Genomic DNA, 24,151 nt, shown 5'->3' with positions numbered 1-24,151 from the left:
ACTCCTTGTCCATTTATAGTTCTGAGCCGTGTTCAATCTCTTCAATCGTTTCAAGAGACAAATCTTTGGCATCATTTTTAGCTTTGTGGAAGACCATATATAAAATAGTACAAACGATTGGGATACAGCCTGCTAAGAAGTACATTTGTTGGAATGACATAAAGTTACGTAATTCACCTAAAACGTACGGACCAACCCCTAATCCAAGGTCTAAACCAATGAAATAAGTCGATAAAGCAATCCCGATACGGTGAGGACTTGGGCTTTCTTGAAGACAAACCGCTTGGCCATTTGACATGAAAGTCCCATAACCTAAGCCAATTAACCCACCTGAAACTAATAACATCCAACCCGACGTAGTCATACTTAATAAGAACAGGCCTAGTGTTAAGAAAATGTAGCTCGGATACATGACGTAGCGTTCCCCTTTGACATCGAAAATCCGACCTGTCGATGGACGTGTTAAGGTAATCACGACTGCATAGACGATAAAGAAGAAGGTGCTGACGTCAACTAAATCGATTACTTTGACATAAGAAGATAAGAAAGATAAGACACTTGAATAAGCAAGCCCCATTAAAAAGGCGATAAATGTAATAAATAAAACTTTCTTTTCAACAAAACTATCAAAATTCCATTTAGATAAAGCTTCACGATGTTCAGGTGTTAACTCAATATTTTTCACTGGGAAAATGAAGCAAGCAATGGTTGTTAACAAAATTAAAATAATTGAAAAGTTAATAATGACATGGAAGTTGGAAACATTTAACAATAACATCCCAATAAATGGCCCGATGCCGGCTGCTAAACTAGTACTCAAACCATAATAATTGATCCCTTCCCCTTTTTTATTTTTAGGGATATAGGCGGTAACAATTGCGTTGGTCGCTGTCGAAACGGTTCCGTAACCAAACCCATTTAAAAAACGGACCAGATAAAGAATGCCCATACTTGGCATATACATATACGCAACAGTCGTTAAAAGATAAAACAAAGCCCCATAACGTAAGACTTGTTTGCGCCCAATCAGTTCAAGGAGTTTCCCCATGAAAAGTCGTGCAAGCAATGTCCCGATGATGTAAATTCCTGAGGCCAAACCCGCTTGACCTAAAGTAGCGTGTAAGCTATCTTGCGCAATCACCGCAATAATAACCATTAATAAATAATAAACAAGATAGACAATGAAATTAATCACTGTAATACTGATAAAGCCTTTATTCAAAAGCTTTGTTGGTGTTTGTTCTGTCATAATTCTTTGAATTCCTCTCTCTTTTGTTCTGTTTATTTTGTGTTGCTATTTTTCAATAAAAGACCGCTATCCCCTCACTTTGATGACTTATCAAAAAATTTTCTGAAATTCATTTGCAGTTATTACTATACGAGATATCCGTTACAAAAAAATGTAAATTTGTGAATGATAAACGTTATCTACAAATAACTTCAACAAATGTTGTTGATTTTTGTTGAAAAGCCAAAATGACTAATGATTTTAATTAAAATAAGCTCTTGGCTAATTGCTCAAAATTTACTTTTCATACGAAACTTCCTCATACATAGAAAAAGAAAAATAGGACATAAGCCGAAACGACTTATGCCCTATTTTTTTAAACTTTCTCTATTTTCGTCCTAAAATCCATGAAACGATGGCAACTAAAATCACTGCCCCGATAATCGATGGCACAATAGCCATCCCAGCTAAGCTTGGTCCCCATGTGCCTAAAATGGCTTGACCAATTGTTGAACCAACTAACCCTGCAATAATATTGGCAATAATGCCCATCGATGATCCTTTTTTAGTAATTGCTCCAGCGATTGCCCCAATGACCCCACCGACAATTAATGCCCAAATAAAGCCCATGATTGTTTCCTCCCTTTAACCGTTTATTCTACACGTGGTTCCATATTTTCTTTGACTTGTTCTGTTCCTTTATTCACAGCTTTTTTTGCTTTTTCTGTTTGTTCAGAAGCAAATTCACCGGTACTTTTGGCAGCGCCTGTGACTTTATCTTGAACCGTTTCGCTATCTTCTTCGTATTCTTCTTTTGATTTGATATCAACTACGTTAACATTCACTTCAATCACATCTAAGTGGGTCATTTTTTTCACTTCACGGCTGATTAATTCTTTCATTTTTTCGTAAATGTCTTGAATATCTTTGCCGTATTCTACCACGATATCCATATCAACAGCGACTTGTTTTTTACCAACTTCGGTATCAATACCAGCTGTGACGTTATCTGTGTTTACTAATTTTTCAGCAATATTTGAGAAAAAGCCGCCATCGACTGTTAATAGACCATCGACATTTTCTAAGGCTAAACCGATAATTTTTTGAACGACTTTATCTTCAAATGTTAATTCACCTTTGATTGCATGATCTTCTGGTGTGTGTGGTCCGTTTCCTGCTGGTTTTGGTACATTATTGAATTTTTCGTTACTCATGGTTCATTCCTCCTAGTTTCTTCTATTATTGCTTTATTTTTAATAAAATAATAACCAATTATTGAACACGAGGTGCCGTGTTTTCTTTGACTTTTGTCTTGCCTTTAGTTACCGCATGTTTGGCTTTATTGGTTTGTTTTGACATAAAACTACCTGTCGCTTCAGCGGCGTTGCCAAGTTTATCTTGGACTGTTTCACTTTCTTCTTGGTACTCTGCTTGTGTTTTGATATCTACTACGTTGACATTGACTTCGATTACTTCCAAGTGAGTCATTTGTTGGACTTCACGAGTAATAACCTCTTTCATTTGATCATAAATGGTCTCGATATCTTTCCCATATTCGGCTACAATGTCCATATCCACTGCGACTTGTTTTTTGCCGACCTCGGTGTGAATGCCTGTTGTAACATCTTCACTGTTAATCATTTTATCTCGTAAATTCGAGAAAAAACCACCGTCCACAGTTAACAAACCGTCGACTTCTTCCAAAGCAATGCCAATAATTTTTTGGATTACTTTATCCTCAAACGTCAACTCACCTTTAACAATCGATACATTTGCATTTTCCATAGCCAAAACCTCCTATTTATGATGAAAATAATTTTTGACAATGCCTGTCTGTTCCAAATACAAACCTAGCCAAATACCTAGTCCTGTCAGGAGTACTACTAACAATGTTTTAAAGAAGCCGATTGACAGAAACAAGATTGCAAAAACCAAGCCGACTAGGCCACCAATTAACGGAACGGCATATTGTTTTATCCATTCAACCATTGTACATCCCTCCTACTCCACACGTGCTTGTGTTTGCTGTTGTTGTGGTCGTTTCATTGATTGAATATCTTCAAAATGAACATCAATCGTAATCTTGTGACCAGTCCCCACCAAACGAGCAAGCCGTTCTTCCATTGTTTTTGACCAAGCTTCTGTTTGTCCAATTAAATCTGCCGTTCGTTTCAGTGTGCCTTTGACATTGACCTTAATGCGCCGTTTTGTCGCCTTTACACGAATGGTTGGTGCTTCCAGAAAGTCACTGTCTTGCAAGCTAGAGCGTACAAATCCTTCGATGGCTTTACGGTGTAACACTAACTTTCCTTGCTCTTCTTTTAATTCAAACGTGCCTTTTCTTCTTGGGAATAAAAGAATGAATAAAAATAGAAAGAGCATAATTCCTAGTAAAACCAGCGCTACCCAAAAAATTGCTTGACGTGCGTACTCGTTGTCTTGCAAGAACCATTGGACATTATCTGGTGGTTGCCAAGCTGTATCGGCTGACCAAGTGGTAATGGCCACCGCGCCAAATAATGCCATTAAAATCAGTGAACCTAGAAGCAAAAGTATTTTAACAACTTTATTCACGGAACATCCCTCCTAAAGATTAATTGCTTCTCCACCAGTTACGCCATAAACTTGAGCCGTAACATAACTTGCATCATTGGACGCCAAGAAAACATAAACAGGGGCTAATTCAGCAGGCTGGCCCGCACGTTCCAGTAAAGAATGTTGCCCAAATTCTGGCAACTCTTCAATTGGTTGTCCATGATCTAACTGTAACGGTGTCCAGATTGGTCCTGGAGCCACGCCATTTACCCGAATGCCTTTTGGTGCCAGTTGTTTTGCTAAACCAACGGTAAAGTTGGCAATTGATGCCTTCGTTGCTGCATAATCCAACAAATGCTCACTGGGATTAAAGGCTTGGACGGAAGTCGTTGTCACAATACTACTTCCGGCAGGCAAGTGAGGCACTGCTGCTTTGACAATGCCAAACATCGCAATAATATTGACATGGAAAGTGTCTATCACTTGTTCCATTGGTAATTCTTCAATAGCGGCACAGGAAATTTGTTGGGCAGCATTTAAAACAAGGGTATCCAAGCCGCCTAATGCTTCACGAGCTTGTGCAACCAATTCTTCAGGTGCCTGTTTATCTCTTAAATCTGCTGGCAAAAGAATGACTTTTCGGCCAGCTTCTCGTATATAGTGCGCCACTTCTTCGGCGTCTTTTTCTTCACCTGGGAAAAAATGTAAGGCGATATCTGCGCCTTCGCGAGCAAAAGCAATCGCCGCAGCTCGTCCAATCCCAGAATCACCGCCTGTAATTAATACCCGACGATTTTCTAATTTGTGATTTCCGACATAGCTGTCTTCCCCACAATCTGGTTTAGGGACCATTTTGTCCTGTAATGCGGGAGTTTCTTGATCTTGTTGCGGAAATCCATCACTATAAAATAACTTTCTTGGGTCTTTTAAGTTTGGTTCTGTCATTAAATCTCCTCCCTTTCTACTATTACCTTAATACAATTTTTTCTTTTTGAAAAATATTTGAGCACATAAAATAAAAAAAATATTTTTAATACTCATTAAGCGAAATTTTTGGCAAAATTATCTAAAAGCTGATTTTATTTTTCAAAATAGCGTTTAATTGACCTTTTTTATCAACATTTGTTATTGACATATGATGTCCAATTCGCTTAAATAAGAAAGAAGCCCAACAGGCAAAAACAAAAATATTTAGAGATAATTGAGGAGTTACCGCCAATGAGAAATGTTTTACAAGACTACTTAGATGAACATTCCTTTCGAGTCGTTGTAAAAAAGAAGAAAAATTATTTAACTTATGAAGGACTGCAAGATCGTTATGCCTATATTTTAAAAAGTGGCATCATCAAAACTAGCGTTATTTCCAAAGACGGTCGTGAATTTAATTTACGTTATATCAACAATTTGGAAATTGTTTCATTGCTACGTGATGAATATTCAGAATTTATTGATGCACCTTTTAATATTCGCATCGAATCTCCACAAGCAGAACTTTACCAAATCGACCGTGTTCAATTTTGGCGGGATATCAATAATAGTAAAGACTTGCAAATGTATGTCAAAGAATACTATCGGGACCGTTTAATGCATTCCATGAAAAAGATGCAGCAAATGTTGATGAATGGCAAATTTGGGGCCGTTTGTACACAAATCTATGAAATGTACGATTCATTTGGCGTAGAAACAGAGGAAGGTATTTTAATTGATTTCGTGGTGACCAATGAAGAAATTGCGCATTTTTGCGGGATAACTTCTGCTAGTAGCGTTAACCGGATGATGCAGCAACTAAAAGAGTTAGGGGCAATTGAACTACGTAACCGCAAAATTTTGATTAAAGATTTAGATATGATTAGAGATAACATTATTGTTTAACATCAGTACCCCCGCAAGTTTGACCTTGCGGGGGTACTTTTTCATCCACTTGACAACACGTATTACACGTATTAAAATATATCCTGTCAGGAGGTATTGTGCACATGCCAATGACACAAAAACAAATGGTCAAATTGCTAAAAAAGCACGGTTGGTTACCAACCGATGGTGGAAAAGGCTCCCATATAAAAATGGAGATGTCTGGCAAAAGACCCATCATTATCCCACACGGAGAATTGAAAAAAGGAACCGAAATAGGGATTTTAAAAGAGGCAGGGCTGAAATAGCCTTCCTCAATGATTGATAAGGAGGCATCATTCATGCTAATTAGTTATCCTGCATGTTTCTACAGTGTCGAGAATGGTTACTATGTTTATTTCCCAGATATAGGTGGTTCTGGTACGCAAGGAGATACAATTCCTGATGCAATTGCGATGGCTTCCGATTATTTAGGTATGATGTTATCTGATGATATTGAACATCAAAGAACAATCCACCAGCCATCTCCTATCAATACGTTGTCATTAGAAGATAATAATCCCTTTAGAGATGACGATGACTTTAATTTTAACCTTGCAGACTCGTTTGTTTCTATGGTAAATGTAGAACTAAATGATTATTTAGGAACAAATACGTTAGTCAAAAAAACCGTCACCATTCCCAAGTGGTCTGATGAACTCGGGAAAAAAAATAAATTGAATTTTTCTAAAACCTTGACCGATGCCATCGTTGAAAAGTCGCTACATGTTTTAAAGTAGCCTTGAGAAAGCACCCCCGCACGCTTGACCTTGCGGGGGTGTTTTTTATTTTTCAGTGACAATATTCACAGGAAATTGTCCATAATCTAAATTAAATGTCCGACCAGCCGTCAGCTGAAGCATTTCTTTTTTCATGCCTTCCGCCAAACGTGCATCCCCAAAACTTTCAATCATATCAATAACGGTGATTACTTCTTTATAATATCTCATTTTGCCAGTGTACAGATAATACGTAAGATTTTTTAAATAACGTAAGTTAAAATGAATATAGTAGATTTCGGCAGGAATCGTGGTAACACTCATTAGCGCTAAATATTCCCGGGCTTTCGCATAATTTTTCTTATAAAGTTGCGCTGTAATGATATTTAGGTAAAAACCATAGGCGACATTTAATGTTTGGGTATCACGTAATTCAGCATCTTTGACAGGAAACATCTGCTCAAGAATCTGAAGGACTTCGTTTTCAGAAAATAACGCCCCTGTATTAGTCACCATTTGATAATCGTAATATGTATAGTAGCTTTTGCTAGAGATAAGTGCGAGAATTGCCATTCGATCAGTTTCATCAAATTCTGGAATTTCCTCCCAATCATTACTGAAAGTTAGCTTAATATCTGTATAAATAGACATCTCTACTGCGTTTTTTTGGGGATTGCGCTCTAATTGATAAAAGTAATGAATCAGGTTCTTTTTTTCACTTGTATTGTTCAACCCCATTTGACAACATTCAATTTGATGCATAATTTTAGATGAAGCCGTACTTCTTGTTTCAGAGACCATATGAAAAAATTCATTAAAGGTAATCCCAAGTGACTGTAATGCTGTCATTAAATCCTCGTAACTTAGCTTGGCTTCACCAATTTCGATTCTTCGATAGGTTTGTTTCCCTTTTTTTGGTAAAACATCTTTCTGAGCAATTTTTTTCTTTTTTCTAAAATACTTTAATGCCTCTAACACATCCATAATATGCTCCTTTCTATTAATAAGTTAATATTAAGTGTTATTTTTTTATTAACTAAAATATACTATTTTCTAAAAAATTATTTCTATGAACTTTAATATTATCAAATAATCGAATAATATATTTGTTTGAATTATTTTTTCGCACATTATAATTGTTAGACATCAACAAATTTTAAAAAAACTTTTCTAATTCGTTCTTGAAGAAACTAAGATATCTGTCTTATAATGAAATTCAATATAACTCAGAGCAGGAGGTGTCGCAATGTTTGGTTTCAATATTAGTTTATTTCTTATTACTCGGTTCCGTTAAACCCACTCTTCACTAACCATTGTACAATCAATTTCCTTGAATATCTATTTCATTTTTATTAAATAACATTTTTAATAAAAGTACATATATTTTTATTTTCGGATATTTTCTTTAATTAAATGAAATATATTTATTAAAACAAATAAATTACATTCAATTAAATCAGAAGGAAACAGATTGTAGCAAGTGAAGAAAAAAACAGCTCTTGAGTGATATTTTCTCAAGAGCTGTTTTTCTATTTTATTTCAAAAGCGGTTTGCGTTGTGGGGTTATTACTTAATAAGGTGTTTTTATACAGTAAATAGTACGCTGCCGCTGACCAACTAAAGTTTTTCGTACTTAGGCCCTTCCCTGTTAGTGGATCATAATTTTCATGAATAGGTCCTTCTCCCATCAATCCTTCGGCATGTAAGAAGAGTTTTTGTGTCATTTCTTTCGCTTCTTTTGTATAGTCATAGTTTTGAAGAGCTTCTACACCAAACAAGGCTTGATCAAGCCAAACTGGTCCCCGCCAATATTTCGTTGCAACAAATTTTTCATTGTCTTTGGATGCTGTTGGGAATGGCATAAAGGTATTGAACATTTCTTGATTCATCATGTTTTTCTTAACTGCCGCCGCCTGTTCTTTGGTCGCTACTTTTGCCCAAAGCGGCAACCAGCCTTCTGTTCCTTTGCCACGATTGACTAACAATTTTGTTTTCGAGCCGTCTTCATTTATTTGTAAGTCATAGAAGAAGCCTGTTTTTTCATCAAACATATTTTCTTGAATATATTTTTTTAGTTTCTTCGCTTCTTTTTGATAGTTCTTATAGTCCTCTTTTTTGCCTAGTTCTTCTGCTATCGAAGCTAAATAGCCCTTTTCAGCGTAGAGATACGCATTCAAATCCACTGATTCTTGATTAATCGAATACCCCACTACTTTTCCTTTATTTTTATTTTCAAAAACTTTAACTCCAACGTCGCCTTTGCCCACACCTTCTTTGTCAAACCGTGTAGCGTTATCCATGCCACTTTCCCACGCGGCTGCTTCAATAACAGCATCATCATCCACTTTAGGTTGGCCATTTTTATCTTTAATGATTTGATCCTTGTCGTCTTTTTGCCAGTGAGCATCACTGACCATGCTTCCATATTCTGCTATCCCATTTTTATTGTGGTCTCTGTTGGTATACCACCAATTATGATAAGCCACAAGTTTGGGATACATTTCTTTTAAAAATTCCTTATCTTTGGTTTCTTGATAAATATGCCAAACTGCCCATGCAGCCAATGGTGGTTTAGAATTTCGTTCATTCCAGTTGCCACCTTCACCACCACGCGCACTGTCTTGATTGTAAAAGACAGCATCAATGATCGCTCCTGCATCTTGTGGACGTACAGTATCATCTTTTTGAATTTGATAATCAAACAAGGCCCGCATATTATTTTTAGCTAACTCAGGATTAAAATCAGCCGTTGCTACATCCGCTTTCCACGAATCCCAAGCCCACATACCAATAAACCATTTATAAGACATGGACGGAACAATCCCGTCATGCTTAAAGGCACCTGCCGCACTTCGCCAATTGGTATTAATCGTTTCAATCGATTTGACTAGCGCATTTTGATATTCAGGAAATTCTGCTGTTTTCTTTTGATCAAACGTTTTATCTAGATATCCTTGCCATCTTTGCTTGTTCTCTTTGAAATAGCGCGCCGCATTTTTGGTATATTCGGGTGCTTGTTGTTGTTCCTTTGCCTCTTCCTCTTTTGTAAAAGTATAGCTTTCTGTCGTATAGGTGTTGTACGTTTGTTTAGGCTTCAATTCAATTGGTTCAGCGGTCGCTGTATAATTCCGATTATCAATTTTTGTTGAAACTTTATCCGCATGATGAATCGTATATTTTGTGTCTTTCGTAGCAAAATAATTCCACGTTTCTCTGACTTCACCAAAATTCACTTGAATGTCATTGTCTTTAGCAGTTAAACGAGTACCAATATCTAAGGTTTCCGTTCCCTCTTGAATTTTGTCAAAGACCGCACCTGTCCAGCTTGCTTCAAGTGACAAGGGATCTTCACCAGTGTTTTCAAGTGTCGTTTGGATAAGCGCCGTTCGATTGCTGACAAAAATTAAAGCTAAATGAATCGTTACATCGTCTAATTCATAGGTTTGCTCTAGGCGCCCAGGATAATAAGACAGGTCCATGCGGTTGCTTTGGCTTAAATCATAGGTTTCTCCCGTTTTTTTATTTTTGACCGTTAATTTGTTTAAACTTGCCGCCAAGTTTACTGGATATTCTTCCGCAATAATCAATGGCCCCGCAAAACCACCCAGTAGCTCTTTATTGCTTTTTTCAGGTAAATAGTAGCCATGCCATGCACCTAAATCAGAAAAATTATTAAAATAATTGGTATCGTATACGCCATTCGTCCGTTCGGTTGGTGATGCACTCACATCTAAAACATTCGCAAATTCATCAACTTTTGTTCTTTCAACACTTGCTTGCACTTCCCCGCTTAACGCAAAACAGCTGACTACGGTGATTCCTAACGCTAACCAAGTAGACACCCGTTTCTTTTTTGATAAACCCTTCATAAAACCCCTCCTATAAAAATGATAGCGCTTTATACACTGATTTATTATCAGCAAGGACTATGCCAAATGGAGTGTATCCCTTTTTATTATTGAAAGATTCAACTTTCTCTAGAAAAAAAGCGACCGTATCGAAGTGTATTGATCAAAAAATAACGAGTGTATCGATAGTGTATTTAGTTTATGCTTGATTCTGTTTTATTTTCGTAGCTTCCACAAATTTTTCAGTAATTTTTTGCGGTCGTGTAATAACAGATCCCACCACCACGCTATAAGCACCTAGCTCCAGAACACGTTGGACTTTTGCTGGCGTATCAATCATTCCTTCTGCAATGATTGGTGTAGTAAAATGCTTCTTTGCTTCTCTTAACAGTTCAAAATCATTTTGTTCAATCCGCTGATTTTCACTTTGCGGCGTATAGCCGACTAACGTTGTGCCAATATAATCAAAGCCTAACTCCGCCGCTTCAATCATCTCTTCCAGCGTGGAACAATCTGCCATCCATTCTTGGTTAGGATACTTTTCTTTTATTCTTTTGAAAAATGTGGCTAACGTTTCGCCATTTGGTCGTTTCGAATGGGTTGCATCGAGAGCGATAATTTCTGGCTGAACAGCCATTAATTCATCTACCTCACGCATAGTTGCGGTAATATATACTTCTGCGTCAGGATAATCTCGTTTAATAATCCCAATGATTGGTAAATCTACCTCTTTCCGGATTGCTCGAATGTCTACCACAGAATTTGCTCGAATGCCTTTAGCCCCTCCTTGTTTAGCGGCCAAAGCCATCTTGGACATGATAAAAGAACTATGCAACGGTTCGTCTGCCAACGCTTGGCAAGAAACAATTAATGCCCCTTTGATTTCTTTATTCAACATTGATCCCTCCAATTTAAAAGCGATTACAAACACAGTATACCTACAACAGCTGAAATATGCCACTCTCCCAAATAAGAACAAACGTTTCACGTGAAACAAAAGAAAGCAAGCGGTTAAGGCTTTCTTTCTTTTGTTCCCATTTAGCATTTCACCTTAAAATATAGCGGATTTGATTATATCATGATACGATAATTCATATCGATAAGAAAGAGGTGATAAAATTGACAGAATACATCTACTTAGCTAGCGAGCAACCTTTATCTACAGGCAGTATAACTTTAAATGGACTGAGCAATCACACGGGCAATCTATTAAATAAAGAGTTCTTCTTTTTTATAAATGATTTTGAAGGTGAGTCACCAGGTAAATTTTCATACAGCAACTATTTAAAAACATTGAATTATCAGGTTTGCTCTATGTGTTCTCTACCGTCAGATAATCAAAATATTGAAACACCCTCAGCAGTCGCTCTTCTTGGCTACATCCGAAATCATTTTAAAAATACCTGCACAACTAAGTTATATATTTTGTCCGCTTTAAATGGTTTTGAAAACAAACCGATATCAAAAATAGTTACTCGTACACTGTCTGATTTATCTTACAAAGATTTATATTATCAAGAGATGAAACTTTTAAAAATTATTCGTTAATATACTTATAGTGGTCTATCAAAAAAAAAAGAATATTTATTCCGTTACATAAACTTTGAAAAAATGAAAAATAAGACCTTCAACATACTATATCCTGTTGAAGGCCCTTCTCTCTTATTTAACCCTTTAATTTTTATGACCCTCTAAATAATCATACCCAAAATGTGCATACGCAAATGGCGTTGCAATTCGTCCTCGTGGTGTTCGTTTAATGAAACCTTTTTGAATAAGATAGGGTTCATACATATCTTCCACCGTTTCGGTTTCTTCACCGATATTTACAGACAAGGTACTTAAACCAACTGGACCGCCGCCGTATAAATCAATCATTGTTTTCAACAATTTTTGATCGACATAATCCAAGCCTTGATGGTCCACTTGCAGCAAGGTTAACGCTTTGTCTGCAATCGCTCGGTCGATTTTGCCATCTGATTGGACTTGGGCAAAATCACGGACACGTTTTAACAAACGATTAGCAATTCGGGGGGTTCCTCTTGAGCGGCGCGCAATTTCAAAGGCACCTTCCTCAAAAATCTCCGTTTGAAAAATATCCGCGGAACGGAGAACGATTTCTTTTAAATCCTGCTCTTGATAATACTCCATGTGAGAAATAATCCCAAAACGATCTCGTAATGGCGCTGAAAGCATCCCTGCCCGTGTGGTAGCGCCCACTAAAGTAAAAGGCGGTAACGGAAAATGAACGGGATGTGCCGTGGTTCCTTGACCGACCATGATATCAATGTAAAAATCTTCCATTGCGGAATACAGCATTTCTTCCACCACTCGCGGCAAACGATGAATTTCATCGATAAATAACACATCACCAGGCTCTAATTCGTTCAAAATAGCGACTAAATCTCCCGCCCGTTCGATGGCTGGTCCACTTGTGGTACGAATGTTCACATTCATTTCATTGGCGATGACCATCGCCATTGTCGTTTTCCCTAAACCTGGCGGACCATAAAGAAGAGTATGATCCAACGCTTCATTCCGATTTTTCGCCGCTTCAATATAAATCGTTAGTTCTTGTTTTACTTTGTCTTGACCAATATATTGTGCTAAAAATTGTGGACGTAACGATTTTTCAATTGAAGCTTCTGCTTCTTGACTTGCAGCTGAAAGCAACCGTTCTTCTTCTGTCATCGTTATTCCTCCTTAGCGTTTCATCATGAATTTTAACGCATTGCTTAAATAAACATCTGTCGTTGTCTCACCTAACGCTTCCAATTGCTTAGTGATACGCTTAATCTCTCGGTCACTGTAGCCTAGGGCACTTAATGCTTCTAACGCTTCTGCCAATGCTTGATTGCTTGTTGTCACCGCTTCGGTTGCGGTCATGGCCGCAACCGCTGCTTCGGAAGACTCTAATTCGCCTAATTTTCCTTTTAAATCTAAAATCATTTGTTGGGCTGTTTTCTTGCCAACACCTGGGAACTTCGTTAAATATGTAACATCTTCCCCTTCAATTGCATTGATTAAACCACCATGATCAGCCACAGAAGCCATGATAGCTAAGCCACTTTTAGGGCCAATTCCAGAGACACTGATTAATTTTAAGAACAATTGTTTTTCTTCTAAACTGCCAAAACCAAATAAAAGTTGTGCATCTTCCCGCACGACTTGGTGAAGATATAGTTTAATATCCGTATCCATTTTTCCTGAATAGCGATACGGGTTATCGACTGAAATCTGATAGCCAATGCCATTTGTTTCAACGACAATATAGTATGGGCTAACAAACGTTACTTTTCCAATAATATATTCGTACATGTTGTCACCTTTCCAATTGCTGATTGCGTACATATGTTCCATTTTACTTGATTCATTTATTTTAAGCGATATCTTCATCGTTTGCAAATATTCCTATGAGCAATCTATACTAATAGCCTGAAAACACTCTTTATAAAACAGCTTTCTATTGATGAAGCAAACAATAATTAATAACTAACAGAAGACAGATTAACACGCTCTCCCTAGTAGAGACAATAATTTTATGTACAACTCAGTCTAATAATTCTATCTAGAAAGCTGTAAAAATTTAGGATTGATATTACTTTCAGACAAAACTAAATCATAATCTTCTGGGTAAACTTTTAAGTGCTGATCTAACGCAACAGATACCCCTGCTTGTAACCTTGCTAAAGCTACTTTATTATCCATCCATGTCAATGCATGAAATAGGGTACCTAAACAGGATATTCCTTTGCCTTTTCTATACTCTGCCTGAGTAATATTTGCTCGGGGATGAAAATTTTCACTATATCTAATAACTGCTTTAGCCGACCGATAGTTATACATTCGTCCACCATGTGCAGCTCTATTCCTATAACTATGACATAAAAAGATAATGTCAGTAAACATATTGGTAATCCCTTCATCCACGATTTCTTTAGGTATTCCTAGAATCATCGCTATAACTTCTTTTTTATTTTCACTTTTTTGTAATTTATAAAAATTAGCCAGGTTTCCAAATGTTGTTCCTTTTAACATAATCCAAGGTGGAACGTTTCCATGATAACCACGATAGTGTTTCATGGGTTCTATATCATCGTAGATAATCTTTTTAAACTTTGTAATTAGCTGATCAACTTTATATCCTTGTCCGTTTTTGTTTTTCTTTCCACTTTGATAATGACGTCTATTCAAATAGTCTATTTGTTGTTCACCTATATTTTTACTGACAACGTAAGAAATAGCTGCTCTTACATACATCTCAACATCACATGTCGCATCAATTACAGATGAAGTTATTGTTTTGTCCATCATAAATAAAGAAAAAATATGATCAAATGTACTGTTTTCTATAAAACATTCTTCTTGATGGTCAGTTATTTTTTGCTTTTTTTCCAAAAGGAAGTCTTTATAGCCATTGATAATCTCATAATAGCCATAAAAAGATAATTTCTTTTTTGCATTTTCTTTATCCGAGAAAACCAATCCTCGAGCTTCCAAAATAGCTAATTGTTCATCTAATGTTTTAAAAGGCTTCATATACTGTTCTCCTATTAATTAGCACAAGAACGTCTATTAGAAAAACTAATAGACGTTCTTGGTTAGCCGCACAGCAGCTCTTCTTTAAGGTTATCTCTATGCTATCATTTGTTTTGTAGCTAGTCAATAGCCCAACTTTCTAAAGAAAATGCTTTTTATACTAAAAAATACAATACGTTGTATAAAAACAGAAAAAATATTAAATATATTTCTATACATTGTCCAAAAAATCAAAATGCACACAGCCATAGCGGAGAATTTTTTATCATCGACCTTGGCTACATCTATTTGTTACTTTTCGCTCACTAGGGAATTAAAAAGTGCGTACTGTTTTTTTTAACATGCTTGCGTAATAATAGCGGTAGCTTCAAAAAAAATAACCAAAAAGGAGACTACATACATGAAATTAAGTATCTTAGATCAATTAACGGTTCCTAAAAATCAATCAGCAAGCGACACATTACAAGAAGCCAAAGAGCTCGCTCAATTAGCGGAAAAACTTGGCTACACAAGAATTTGGTATGCCGAACATCACGGCTCAGACGCCTTTGCCAGTGCAACGCCAGAAATTTTAGTTGCACATATTGCTAGTGCCACCGAAAAAATTCGTGTTGGCGCGGGTGGCATCATGACCATGCATTATGCGCCATTTAAAGTCGCAGAAACGTTTAAAACGTTAGCAGCTTTATATCCTGATCGAATCGATTTAGGCATGGGCCGCTCGCCTGGTGGCAGCCCTTTAACTACGTTGGCGTTAAATAATGGTCAGCCACCTCAGCTAGACCAATTTGATAAATTACCTGAAATTTTACTCTTTTTAAGAGAGGAATTTCCTGAAGATCATTTATATTCTAAAATTTCAGCTGTTCCGCGGGAAGTTCTATTACCACAACCCTGGTTACTAGGTGCTAGTAAAGAAAGCGCACGTTCAGCTGGTGAATATGGCATTAATTTTTCCTTTGCGCAGTTTATTCATGGACATTTGCCCAAAGAAGTATTGTCAGCATATTACAAGTATTTCCGACCAGTAACTGAACAACAAGAGCCTCAAGTGAGCGCTGCGTATTTCACTTTTGCCGCCGACACGAAAGAAGAAGCAGAATACCATGCGGCTAGTTTCGAGCATTATATCTTTGCCACCGAACATGGGCTTCCAAATAAATTTTTATCGCCAGAAGAAGCCCTAGCTTTCCCTTACAGTGAAATGGACAAACTGGTTTTAGAACAAAATAAACAACGCTTTGTCATTGGCAGTAGCCAAGAAGTTGCGGAGTTTTTCCACCAACAAGAAGAACTAGGGTTGACAGAAGCGATGCTAATCACCCCAGGTTATGACAAACAAACGCGCTTTCAATCGTTTGAACGCCTAGCAAAAGAATTATTATAGAAAGGAAATGAGAAATGTTAGAGGTTTTAAAAAGAATTAATACGCTTGCACAAAAAGAGCGTGAACAAGGTTTAACATCTGAAGAACAAGCTCTTCGTGTCGATTTGCGACAAGAATATTTGCGGACCATTCGTGAACAATTCAATAAAACATTAATGGGCGTCACTATTTATGATCCTACTGGTGAAGATGTGACCCCAGAAAAATTAAAAGAAGAACAGCAGAAATATTTTGATTAAAAGAGACACAGAACAGTCGATTTGACTATTCTGTGTCTCTTTTTAACTACTCTTCTGTCACATATGTCCACTTATAATCATATTGTGCGCCAGCACCATGGGCAACGACGCCTTTCACTTCTTTACTGCGTAGATGGGCAGTCGCCTTTTGATAAAGTGGTGCCAAAGCGGTCTCTTCACCAATCAATAACTTCTCAGCCTTAACCATGTCTTCCCAACGTTTTTCAGGATCTGAAGCATCTCTTGTAGCTGAAGCCTCAATCAACTCATCGTAGGCTTTACTTGAAAAACGCCCGCGATTATAGTTATTACCAGTAACAAAAAGGTCTAAGAAACTACTTGGATCTGCGTAATCCGCAGCCCAACCACCTAAGATTGTCTCAAAATCGCCGCGACTACCTCGATCAATTCGAACTGAAAACGGCACTGGGCTCACTGTTACATCAATGCCCTCTAAAGTATCCTTTAACGTACCTTGAATATATTCCGCTAACTTTTTCGTAGAATCGACATCATCGGCAACAATATCCATTTTGAGTGTTGTTATGCCCAATTCTTTCTTCGCTTTTGCCCAATATTCTTTTGCTTTTTCTGGGCTATATTCAACAATTTTTTTATTTTCATCAGCAAAATCTTTGTCATCTGTCGGCGAATACGACATCCCTTCTGGAATTAAGCCGGTAGCGACTACTGAGCCGTCGCCTAAAATTTTATCTACTAATGCGTTGCGATCAATCGCTGCTGAAATTGCTTTGCGTAAATTCACATTATTATACGGTGAATTTTTATCTCGCTGATTAAATTCCAAATAGCTGGTTCGTGCTTCTTTTTCGATAACCAATTCTGGATCCTTCGCCATTTGCTGGGCCAATTCGCCACTTAAAATAACATCGTCTGCTTGACCATCTTGGAATAAGTTCAAGGCAGTTGGTGCCTCCTTGACGACATCAAAATTGATTTTATCTAATTTGACATTGTCTTTATCCCAATAGTTTTCATTTTTTTCCAAAGTCCAATTGGTATCTGAGCCAGCCCCTTCAAAGTTAGCTAAGACAAACGGACCATTATAGACTGCTTTTTCACTGGAAGCAGCGTAATCTTTGCCATATTTCTCTACGGTTGCTTGATGTTGCGGGAAAAATAGTGGAAAGGCCAGTAAATAATCAAAATATGGTGTTGGTTTTGCCAGTTTAATTTCTAGCTCGTAATCTCCGTTTGCTTTAATGCCTAATTCAGAGACTGGTTTCTTACCAGCTACAATATCTGCACCGTTTTCAATCATTTCTAGAAAATAAGCATACTCAGCGCCAGTCTGAGGATCTGCTGTACGTTGCCAACTAAAAACATAATCGGCAGCTGTGACAGGATCACCATTGGACCATTTTGCTTCTTCTCTTAGTTTCACTGTGTACGTCAGACCATCATCACTGACTTGCACTTTTTCTTTAGCCCCTGCTGGTTGCGGCTTGCTTTTATCATCTAAACGATAAATTCCTTCATACGCATTATTCAGTGCCGTAAAACTAATTGTATCTGTTCCTAAAGATAAATCTGCAGAAGGCATTTCTTGTTGAACTACTACTTTAAATTCTTGTTTAGCGGCAGTTTTCTCTGATCCGCCCTTTGCTTTTTCGGCGCCAGCTCCCCCATCACCACCACAAGCAGCTAAAACTAACAGCGTTGTTAAACTTAACCCGATAAGTCCTTTTATACGTTTACTTTTCATGCCTTTCTCCCTTCACAGAAAAAACTCTTCATTTTTTAATTTTTAGAATATTCTTATAATACTAAAATTAAAAACAAATGGCAAGCATTAAAATAAAAAAAGAACCAATCCCGAAGGACGGTTCTTAAAAAATGACTAACTAGCTTTGTTACGTCGTTTATAAATATACCAGCCAGAAGAAGAAAGTCCAACGAACAGTAAACCATATAATGCAAGCGTTTCTGTTTCTGTACCCGTTTTAGGTAAAAAGCCGCCATACTTTTTCTTCTCTGTTACGGATGGATTGCTCTGTCTTGCTCCCGCTTGGTTTTGTTTATTAGTTGCTACTGGTGTTTCTGGTGTTGGTTTTGGATCTGGTTTTGGATCTGGTTTTGGATCTGGTTTTGGATCTGGTTTTGGATCTGGTTTTGGATCTGGTTTTGGATCTGGTTTTGGATCTGGTTTTGGATCTGGTTTTGGATCTGGTTTTGGATCTGGTTTTGGATCTGGTTTTGGCGTCTCTCCTCCACCGATTAACTCTTTGTAAGCTTCTTCCGAAATAGAAACAATTCGTTCGCCTGGGAATGGTTCTTTATATTGTGCTAAATCAATCGTCGTTGCTGCACGATACAACCGCAAGCTGGTTGCACTTTTCAAGTATTCAATTAAGACAGCATCTAGTGAAATCCCTTCTTCTCGTTCACCACCTAGCATATCGTAACCATCACCACCAGCAGCTAAGAAATCATTGGTAGCCATCCGGTATTGTTTCTTCTCATCCAATGGTTCAAACTTTTGCGTTTGCCGATTTTTAATTTCTATTCCTAATACGCGACTACCGACAATCGTTTGTCCTGTTTCATTGCCTTCGTCACTAGCCAAGCGAGTACCTGGTTTTGTGGAATCATAGTGGATACGAATGGAGCTTGAAACATGTAGGAAACCACCATTTGCGCCAAGTTTTGGTTGGCCAGCATCATCTAGTAAAATTGTGCCATTCTCATCTTTTTGTGGAATCGAACGAACAGACATTTCAAACATTTCTTTAACTTGAGCGCCGGTTACTTGAATTTGCGCAATGCTATTGCCAAAAGGTAACACAGCAATGACATCCCCAACTTTAATTGGCCCTTGTTTAATATCAGCGCGAATGCCGCCACCATTGGTTACTGCAAAATCAGCAGGTTGGCTAAACGCGTCTTGGCCATATGACATAATCGCATCACCAATCAAATTCCCTAAGTTGGTCTCTCGTGTGCGCACATTTTCTCGTTGTCCATCCAATGTGAATGGAATATAATCGACAATTACTTTTTCATTTTCAGCGTTAAAATTCGTTCGTGCTTCATCAACGATGGCTTTAACTGCCGGGTTTTCTGGCAATCCTAGCAACTCTTCTGCTGAAATCAATTTTGCTGTTTTCTTAGTTGGTTCACTCTCTGGTGCTGTGACGATCCCAACATTATTTAAATAATTACCTGTTTGAGCATAGATCACTTTGCCATAACGTTTGCCGCTTTCGACGGCTGTATGCGAATGTCCATCAATCACAGTGATATCTAACTCAGGATATGTTTGACTAAGGGTTTCTGCTAGCGTATCACCACGCCAGATATGCGGCGTCGTTTCATCTACGCCTAAATGCCCAGTAACCACGAAAGCTTGAATATCCGCGTACTTCTCTTTAATTTCATTAATCACTGCTTCTACTTCTGGAATCGGGTCTTTAAATGTTACCTTCTCCACGTTTTTCGGGTGTGTTTTCGTTGCTGTTTCTGGGGTCGTCACACCTACAATGGCAAACTTTTTCCCAGCTTTTTCTACGATTGTATACGGATCAAAAACCCGTCCACTGCCATCTTTGTAATACGTATTACTAGATAAAATCGGAAAATTCAGTTGGTCTTTATAACCTAGTGCAATCTCTAAACCAAAATCAAACTCGTGATTTCCCACCGCCATGGCATCATAACCAACTTCATTCATTGCTTTGGCCATATCCGCGCCTTTGGAGAAATTGGAGATTGGTAATCCTTGGAAAACATCTCCTGCATCCACCATCAAGGTTGGGTTTTCTTGGTCTTTAAAGGTTTTTAGACGCGCCATACCTAATTCGCCTTTCCCTGCTTCTAGTCGGCCATGAACGTCATTTGTGTGCATAATGGTATATGCATTATCTAAATCAAAGCCCGCATTACGGACATCTTGTTTCGTAATAGCGGCGGCGTTTGGTGTACGTCCATCAGGAGAAGTCGGAATTTGAAGAGTGCCGTCATTCACTAATTCGATTGCTTTGGTACGCCATTTTTCATCAAAATTTGTCCCAATAATTGACCAATTTCGTTCGATTTCTTGTTCTGGATCAAGCGTTCCTTTTTTCTTAATATAATCAACAATCATTCCTCGTAAGGTTTCTGGATCAGAATTTTTAATAGGTTCCCCTACTTGAATCCCTTGGCTAGCTAAACCGCCGTAACGATAATTATTCATAGCAATCGTATATTCTTTGGCAGGATCCAGCGGTTGGCCGTCAATTTTCGCATCTACAATTCGTTCACCCACTGGTTTTGAAATGTCAATCTTGTAGTCCACTCCAGAAATCATGTCATAGTTATATACACGAATGTTTGGATTAAAACTAATGGTCAAATCATCTGGCTGTGTTTGGTTATAGTACGCCCCTTGTTTTTCTAAATACTTCAGTAAGTTTTCACCGTTAATGGGAACACTCACTAAGGTATTCGGGTATTTGTAGATATCAAAAATCGTGGCATAGGAAATCTTCCCCGCAGGTAATTTACTGTCGTATTTAAACAGCGCTGCCGCACTTAATTGTGCACCTGTTACTTCTTTTTGAACGTTATTAATTAAAGAAATCATCGCTGTTGGTTGTAATTGTGCTTCGGGAATTCCTTTAATTTCTTGTTTTGGTAAAAAATCAGCTGTTGCTGTGCCGATCTCCTCCTGAATAAACGCTCGCGTTTGCTCATGGTATTCTTTTGTCGCTGCCTTAACTGCTTCATCTGCTGGAACATTCGTTGTTGGTACAATCGTTGCTGTACCTTCTTGCACTTCCCACTTATCGGCATTTTTAGCAACTGAAAGATCAATTTTGACAACTTCTGTCCCCGTATCTTTCGGTCCCCCTACCGGTACAGTTTTTCCATTCGGCGCTGCTCCTTGCTTGGTAAAAGAAAGGTGGTCATGACCTAGAATATACGCATCAATCCCCGCGACATTTTCAATTACTTGGTCGGCGCTGGCAGCCGGATCACTATTTTGTTGTCCCGCATGAATCGAGGCAACAATAATGTCAGCCTGATCGTTAGCTTTCAACTCAGTAACTGCTTTTTCTGCTTCTTCTTTCAAAGGTAAAAAATTAAGCGAAGTAACACGAGGGCCATCCCACAAAGGAATGTGCGGGATTGTTAAGCCGATAATCCCAACTTTTAAATCTGGCTGCCCATCTTGATTAAAATCAAGTTCCTTCGTGGTAGTCCCTTTAACAAAACGACGACCATCTTCCTTATTGTAGGTATTCGCAGACAAAATTGGAAAAGCGGCTTCTTTTTGAATTTTTTGGATTAACGGTAAACCAAAATTAAACTCATGATTTCCCAAAACCATTGCATCATACTTCATGACATTCATGGCGGTGATCATTGGATGGGTCTTTTCATTCACTAAAGGCGCTTTATTATACAAGTCATCTGTTAAAATAGTGCCTTGAATATTGTCGCCATTATCAATTAAAACGGTGCCTGCTGGGTTTTGTGCCCGGACTTGGTTGACGACTGTACTTACTTGGGACAAACCAACTGGTAGTTCTTTATCATCTTCATAAGACCAATTCCATAATTGACCATGAACATCTGACGTACCTAAAATTGTTATTTTTTGCGGCGTGCTCGCTTCTTCTTTTTCAGCGGTTGACGTTTCTAAATTCGTCGTCTCTGTTGGTGCTGTGGTTTCTTGTGACTGCTTGACACTGTCACTCGTAGCCTGATTTGGTGCTTCTTGCTTGATGTCTGTTGTTTCCTGTGTGATGATTGGTTCTTGTTTTCTACTTGAATCGGTGGTACTTGTTACTGCTTCTGAACTTTGTTGACTCGTTGTTTCTACTGCATATGCCGTACTAGTAACGCTTGGCGCTATCAACGCAACAGCCATTAAAAAATGCATGCCCCACTTCACTTTTTTAAAGCTCAACTTTTTCACAAATTTCCTCCTTGTGTTTCAACCCATTTGCAACAAACAATTGTCAAAGTAACAAACAACAAAAAGAGCCTTCCCCCATCACGCTGCTCTTCTTTTCCTATCATAATATATCCGTTAAATAAAAAACAGTAAATTCCGTTAAAATAAGATGTTTTTCCTGTAAATTGTTTTTATTTTTGGACAATATAGCGAATTTGTTTGTGAAAAAAATAGTCATTTTGACCAAAACACGAACTTTATAAAAAAGAAAGTCTTTTTATATTGGAAAAGCGGAACAAAAACTATTTTTTTGAAAAAAATAACTAAAAATACCGAATAAACAGCATTGGTCTAGCCCTTGAATGTCTCTAAACAAATACTAGCAGCAATTGGTCTAGTCTTTAAGGAGGAAAAAGAACGCTCTTTTGCTTAAGCAAAAGAGCGTTCTTTTTTATTTGAGGTTAATCCTTCATATAAGGTAACTTTTTAGCATAGCCTTCTTTATTCACTTGACGTGCCCGGGCAATCGCCAAATCTTCTGAAGGGACATCTTCTGTGATGGTTGAACCAGCAGCAGTCACCGCATGATCACCAATCGTGACTGGCGCAACAATGTTCGTTGCAGAGCCAATAAACGCGTGATCACCCACGACTGTTTGGTGTTTATTTTTGCCATCATAATTAACAAAAACAACGCCGCAACCGACATTAATATCTTTGCCTAATGTTGCATCACCAACGTATGTTAAATGGCCCACTTTTGTTCCTTCATCGATTGTTGCATTTTTTACTTCCACGAAGTTACCAATGTGTACGTTTGCCCCCACATCTGCTTTAGGACGTAAATGTGCATACGGACCCACATCGGCCCCCTCGCGAACCACACTTTCTTCAATCACAGACTGTTTAACAACCACTTGATTGCCGATGTGACTATCAACGATTTCTGAATGTGCGCCAATCAAGCAATCTTCGCCAATCACTGTTTTTCCTTTGATAGTGACTCCCGCTTCAATGACTGTGTCTGAACCAATTACCACGCCTTCATCAATATACGTTGTATCTGGATCAATAAATGTAACACCATTTCGCATATGCATTTCATTTAAACGACGATGCATAATTTTATTAGCAGTGGATAAAGCGACGCGATCATTTACACCCATTGCTTCGTCAAAGTCTGCCATTTGGTAAGCAGCGACAGCTTTGCCTTCTTTTTTCAAAATTTCAATGATATCTGTTAAATAGTATTCCCCTTGTGTATTGTTTGTATCTGTTTTCGCTAACGCTTCAAACAATGATTCATTATCAAAACAGAAGGTTCCTGTATTAATTTCTTGAACACGTGCTTCTTCTTCACTGGCATCTTTTTGTTCCACGATTCGTTCAACAATGCCCACATGGTCACGAATAATTCGACCATAGCCTGTTGGGTCTTCCGCATGCGCTGTTAAAATAGTCGCACTTGCATTCTTACCTTGATGGTAATCGAATAAATTTTTCAAGGTTTCCGCAGTTAATAACGGCGTATCCCCTGTAATAACTAATGTTGTTCCTTGTTTACCACCTAATAACTCTTGTGCTTGCATGACTGCATGCCCAGTTCCCAATTGTTCAGCTTGTAAGGCATATTGACTACGTTCGCCTAAATGGCTTTTAATCATTTCCGCCCCGTGTCCAACGATCGTCACGATTTCTGTTGGTTCTGTTTGTTCTACTTGATCTAAAATATGTTCGACCATTGGTTTACCAGCAACTGGATGCAATACTTTATAAAGTTTAGATTTCATGCGTGTTCCTTTACCAGCTGCTAAAATAATTGCGTATCTATTTTCCACGTTTGCCACCTCAAATTAACTAAATT

The 24,151-nt window shown here is 38.0% G+C and carries 22 protein-coding genes; 6 read left to right on the top strand and 16 right to left on the bottom strand.

Translation table 11 applies throughout. The features are described 5' to 3' along the window. Window positions 1–13: 13 nt before the first annotated feature. The 7 genes from IGL93_RS00365 to IGL93_RS00335 all read right to left on the bottom strand — a co-directional run bounded on the left by IGL93_RS00365 (window position 14) and on the right by IGL93_RS00335 (window position 4,708). Window positions 14–1,249, bottom strand: coding sequence for an MFS transporter (locus IGL93_RS00365; protein WP_002356101.1), 1,236 nt, complete (start codon window positions 1,247–1,249; stop codon window positions 14–16). A gap of 366 nt (window positions 1,250–1,615) precedes the next feature. Further along, on the bottom strand, window positions 1,616–1,858 hold the full coding sequence (locus IGL93_RS00360; protein ID WP_002356092.1) for a GlsB/YeaQ/YmgE family stress response membrane protein: 243 nt from the start codon (window positions 1,856–1,858) through the stop codon (window positions 1,616–1,618). A gap of 23 nt (window positions 1,859–1,881) precedes the next feature. Then, window positions 1,882–2,442 carry an Asp23/Gls24 family envelope stress response protein gene (locus IGL93_RS00355; protein WP_002356090.1) on the bottom strand — a complete coding sequence of 187 codons (561 nt, stop codon included), beginning with the start codon at window positions 2,440–2,442 and terminating at the stop codon, window positions 1,882–1,884. 58 nt (window positions 2,443–2,500) lie between these two features. Further along, window positions 2,501–3,013, bottom strand: a complete 513-nt coding sequence (locus IGL93_RS00350; RefSeq protein WP_002383483.1) for an Asp23/Gls24 family envelope stress response protein — start codon at window positions 3,011–3,013, stop codon at window positions 2,501–2,503. A gap of 12 nt (window positions 3,014–3,025) precedes the next feature. Continuing rightward, on the bottom strand, window positions 3,026–3,217 hold the full coding sequence (locus tag IGL93_RS00345) for a DUF2273 domain-containing protein (protein ID WP_002356087.1): 192 nt from the start codon (window positions 3,215–3,217) through the stop codon (window positions 3,026–3,028). A 12-nt stretch (window positions 3,218–3,229) separates the two neighbouring features. Continuing rightward, a complete protein-coding gene (amaP, locus tag IGL93_RS00340) occupies window positions 3,230–3,802 on the bottom strand; it encodes an alkaline shock response membrane anchor protein AmaP (protein ID WP_002381343.1) in 573 nt (190 codons plus the stop codon). A gap of 12 nt (window positions 3,803–3,814) precedes the next feature. Further along, a complete protein-coding gene (locus IGL93_RS00335; RefSeq protein ID WP_010775474.1) occupies window positions 3,815–4,708 on the bottom strand; it encodes an SDR family oxidoreductase in 894 nt (297 codons plus the stop codon). 273 nt (window positions 4,709–4,981) lie between these two features. Between IGL93_RS00335 and IGL93_RS00330 the strand changes: the two genes are divergently transcribed. From IGL93_RS00330 to IGL93_RS00320, 3 genes are all read left to right on the top strand, one after another. Then, on the top strand, window positions 4,982–5,635 hold the full coding sequence (locus IGL93_RS00330) for a Crp/Fnr family transcriptional regulator (RefSeq protein ID WP_002356081.1): 654 nt from the start codon (window positions 4,982–4,984) through the stop codon (window positions 5,633–5,635). Between the two features lie 104 nt (window positions 5,636–5,739). Beyond that, window positions 5,740–5,922: a type II toxin-antitoxin system HicA family toxin gene (locus IGL93_RS00325; RefSeq protein WP_002367585.1), complete on the top strand. Its 183-nt coding sequence runs from the start codon at window positions 5,740–5,742 to the stop codon at window positions 5,920–5,922. 33 nt (window positions 5,923–5,955) lie between these two features. Continuing rightward, window positions 5,956–6,393 (top strand): type II toxin-antitoxin system HicB family antitoxin, encoded by a 438-nt coding sequence (locus IGL93_RS00320; protein ID WP_010707936.1) that lies wholly within the window; start codon window positions 5,956–5,958, stop codon window positions 6,391–6,393. Between the two features lie 45 nt (window positions 6,394–6,438). Here IGL93_RS00320 and IGL93_RS00315 read toward each other — a convergent pair whose 3' ends face one another. From IGL93_RS00315 to IGL93_RS00305, 3 genes are all read right to left on the bottom strand, one after another. Beyond that, entirely contained in the window at window positions 6,439–7,356 is a 918-nt protein-coding gene (locus tag IGL93_RS00315) for a helix-turn-helix domain-containing protein (protein WP_010713649.1), read from the bottom strand. Window positions 7,357–7,901: 545 nt separating this feature from the next. Further along, entirely contained in the window at window positions 7,902–10,241 is a 2,340-nt protein-coding gene (gene ygjK, locus IGL93_RS00310) for an alpha-glucosidase (RefSeq protein ID WP_284954723.1), read from the bottom strand. 178 nt (window positions 10,242–10,419) lie between these two features. Further along, the gene (locus IGL93_RS00305) at window positions 10,420–11,118 is read right to left on the bottom strand and encodes an N-acetylmannosamine-6-phosphate 2-epimerase (RefSeq protein WP_002370615.1); all 699 of its coding nucleotides are present in this window, start codon (window positions 11,116–11,118) and stop codon (window positions 10,420–10,422) included. A 212-nt stretch (window positions 11,119–11,330) separates the two neighbouring features. Here IGL93_RS00305 and IGL93_RS00300 point away from each other — a divergent pair, with 212 nt between their 5' ends. Further along, entirely contained in the window at window positions 11,331–11,768 is a 438-nt protein-coding gene (locus tag IGL93_RS00300; RefSeq protein ID WP_025192084.1) for a hypothetical protein, read from the top strand. Between the two features lie 126 nt (window positions 11,769–11,894). Here the strand turns inward: IGL93_RS00300 and ruvB are convergent, their stop codons facing one another. The 3 genes from ruvB to IGL93_RS00285 form a co-directional block, all read right to left on the bottom strand. Then, on the bottom strand, window positions 11,895–12,911 hold the full coding sequence (gene ruvB, locus IGL93_RS00295; protein WP_002383488.1) for a Holliday junction branch migration DNA helicase RuvB: 1,017 nt from the start codon (window positions 12,909–12,911) through the stop codon (window positions 11,895–11,897). 12 nt (window positions 12,912–12,923) lie between these two features. Then, window positions 12,924–13,538, bottom strand: a complete 615-nt coding sequence (gene ruvA / locus IGL93_RS00290; protein ID WP_002359241.1) for a Holliday junction branch migration protein RuvA — start codon at window positions 13,536–13,538, stop codon at window positions 12,924–12,926. Window positions 13,539–13,784: 246 nt separating this feature from the next. Next, complete coding sequence (locus IGL93_RS00285; protein ID WP_002407578.1) at window positions 13,785–14,759, bottom strand: Abi family protein; 975 nt, start codon at window positions 14,757–14,759, stop codon at window positions 13,785–13,787. 400 nt (window positions 14,760–15,159) lie between these two features. Between IGL93_RS00285 and IGL93_RS00280 the strand changes: the two genes are divergently transcribed. Beyond that, window positions 15,160–16,146, top strand: coding sequence for an LLM class flavin-dependent oxidoreductase (locus tag IGL93_RS00280; RefSeq protein ID WP_010775472.1), 987 nt, complete (start codon window positions 15,160–15,162; stop codon window positions 16,144–16,146). Between the two features lie 14 nt (window positions 16,147–16,160). After that, complete coding sequence (locus IGL93_RS00275; protein ID WP_002356070.1) at window positions 16,161–16,385, top strand: DUF896 domain-containing protein; 225 nt, start codon at window positions 16,161–16,163, stop codon at window positions 16,383–16,385. 46 nt (window positions 16,386–16,431) lie between these two features. On the opposite strand, the gene IGL93_RS00270 is transcribed toward IGL93_RS00275, so the two are convergent. The 3 genes from IGL93_RS00270 to glmU form a co-directional block, all read right to left on the bottom strand. Then, window positions 16,432–18,111 (bottom strand): peptide ABC transporter substrate-binding protein, encoded by a 1,680-nt coding sequence (locus IGL93_RS00270; protein ID WP_002361487.1) that lies wholly within the window; start codon window positions 18,109–18,111, stop codon window positions 16,432–16,434. 135 nt (window positions 18,112–18,246) lie between these two features. Continuing rightward, window positions 18,247–22,308 carry a 5'-nucleotidase C-terminal domain-containing protein gene (locus IGL93_RS00265; RefSeq protein WP_430600015.1) on the bottom strand — a complete coding sequence of 1,354 codons (4,062 nt, stop codon included), beginning with the start codon at window positions 22,306–22,308 and terminating at the stop codon, window positions 18,247–18,249. Between the two features lie 440 nt (window positions 22,309–22,748). Then, the gene (gene glmU / locus IGL93_RS00260; protein WP_002356067.1) at window positions 22,749–24,134 is read right to left on the bottom strand and encodes a bifunctional UDP-N-acetylglucosamine diphosphorylase/glucosamine-1-phosphate N-acetyltransferase GlmU; all 1,386 of its coding nucleotides are present in this window, start codon (window positions 24,132–24,134) and stop codon (window positions 22,749–22,751) included. Between the last annotated feature and the right edge of the window lie 17 nt (window positions 24,135–24,151).

It is taken from the genome of Enterococcus sp. DIV1328a, from assembly GCF_050536905.1.
Taxonomy (GTDB): domain Bacteria; phylum Bacillota; class Bacilli; order Lactobacillales; family Enterococcaceae; genus Enterococcus; species Enterococcus faecalis.
This window is presented reverse-complemented; position numbering and strand designations above follow the sequence as displayed.

What these genes read in the sequence shown, in the direction of transcription:
- IGL93_RS00365 (WP_002356101.1), bottom strand. Translation starts at nt 1,249, where the DNA reads ATGACAGAACAAACACCAACAAAGCTTTTGAATAAAGGCTTTATCAGT.
- IGL93_RS00360 (WP_002356092.1), bottom strand. Translation starts at nt 1,858, where the DNA reads ATGGGCTTTATTTGGGCATTAATTGTCGGTGGGGTCATTGGGGCAATC.
- IGL93_RS00355 (WP_002356090.1), bottom strand. Translation starts at nt 2,442, where the DNA reads ATGAGTAACGAAAAATTCAATAATGTACCAAAACCAGCAGGAAACGGA.
- IGL93_RS00350 (WP_002383483.1), bottom strand. Translation starts at nt 3,013, where the DNA reads ATGGAAAATGCAAATGTATCGATTGTTAAAGGTGAGTTGACGTTTGAG.
- IGL93_RS00345 (WP_002356087.1), bottom strand. Translation starts at nt 3,217, where the DNA reads ATGGTTGAATGGATAAAACAATATGCCGTTCCGTTAATTGGTGGCCTA.
- IGL93_RS00335 (WP_010775474.1), bottom strand. Translation starts at nt 4,708, where the DNA reads ATGACAGAACCAAACTTAAAAGACCCAAGAAAGTTATTTTATAGTGAT.
- IGL93_RS00330 (WP_002356081.1), top strand. Translation starts at nt 4,982, where the DNA reads ATGAGAAATGTTTTACAAGACTACTTAGATGAACATTCCTTTCGAGTC.
- IGL93_RS00325 (WP_002367585.1), top strand. Translation starts at nt 5,740, where the DNA reads ATGCCAATGACACAAAAACAAATGGTCAAATTGCTAAAAAAGCACGGT.
- IGL93_RS00320 (WP_010707936.1), top strand. Translation starts at nt 5,956, where the DNA reads ATGCTAATTAGTTATCCTGCATGTTTCTACAGTGTCGAGAATGGTTAC.
- IGL93_RS00315 (WP_010713649.1), bottom strand. Translation starts at nt 7,356, where the DNA reads ATGGATGTGTTAGAGGCATTAAAGTATTTTAGAAAAAAGAAAAAAATT.
- ygjK (WP_284954723.1), bottom strand. Translation starts at nt 10,241, where the DNA reads ATGAAGGGTTTATCAAAAAAGAAACGGGTGTCTACTTGGTTAGCGTTA.
- IGL93_RS00305 (WP_002370615.1), bottom strand. Translation starts at nt 11,118, where the DNA reads ATGTTGAATAAAGAAATCAAAGGGGCATTAATTGTTTCTTGCCAAGCG.
- ruvB (WP_002383488.1), bottom strand. Translation starts at nt 12,911, where the DNA reads ATGACAGAAGAAGAACGGTTGCTTTCAGCTGCAAGTCAAGAAGCAGAA.
- ruvA (WP_002359241.1), bottom strand. Translation starts at nt 13,538, where the DNA reads ATGTACGAATATATTATTGGAAAAGTAACGTTTGTTAGCCCATACTAT.
- IGL93_RS00285 (WP_002407578.1), bottom strand. Translation starts at nt 14,759, where the DNA reads ATGAAGCCTTTTAAAACATTAGATGAACAATTAGCTATTTTGGAAGCT.
- IGL93_RS00280 (WP_010775472.1), top strand. Translation starts at nt 15,160, where the DNA reads ATGAAATTAAGTATCTTAGATCAATTAACGGTTCCTAAAAATCAATCA.
- IGL93_RS00275 (WP_002356070.1), top strand. Translation starts at nt 16,161, where the DNA reads ATGTTAGAGGTTTTAAAAAGAATTAATACGCTTGCACAAAAAGAGCGT.
- IGL93_RS00270 (WP_002361487.1), bottom strand. Translation starts at nt 18,111, where the DNA reads ATGAAAAGTAAACGTATAAAAGGACTTATCGGGTTAAGTTTAACAACG.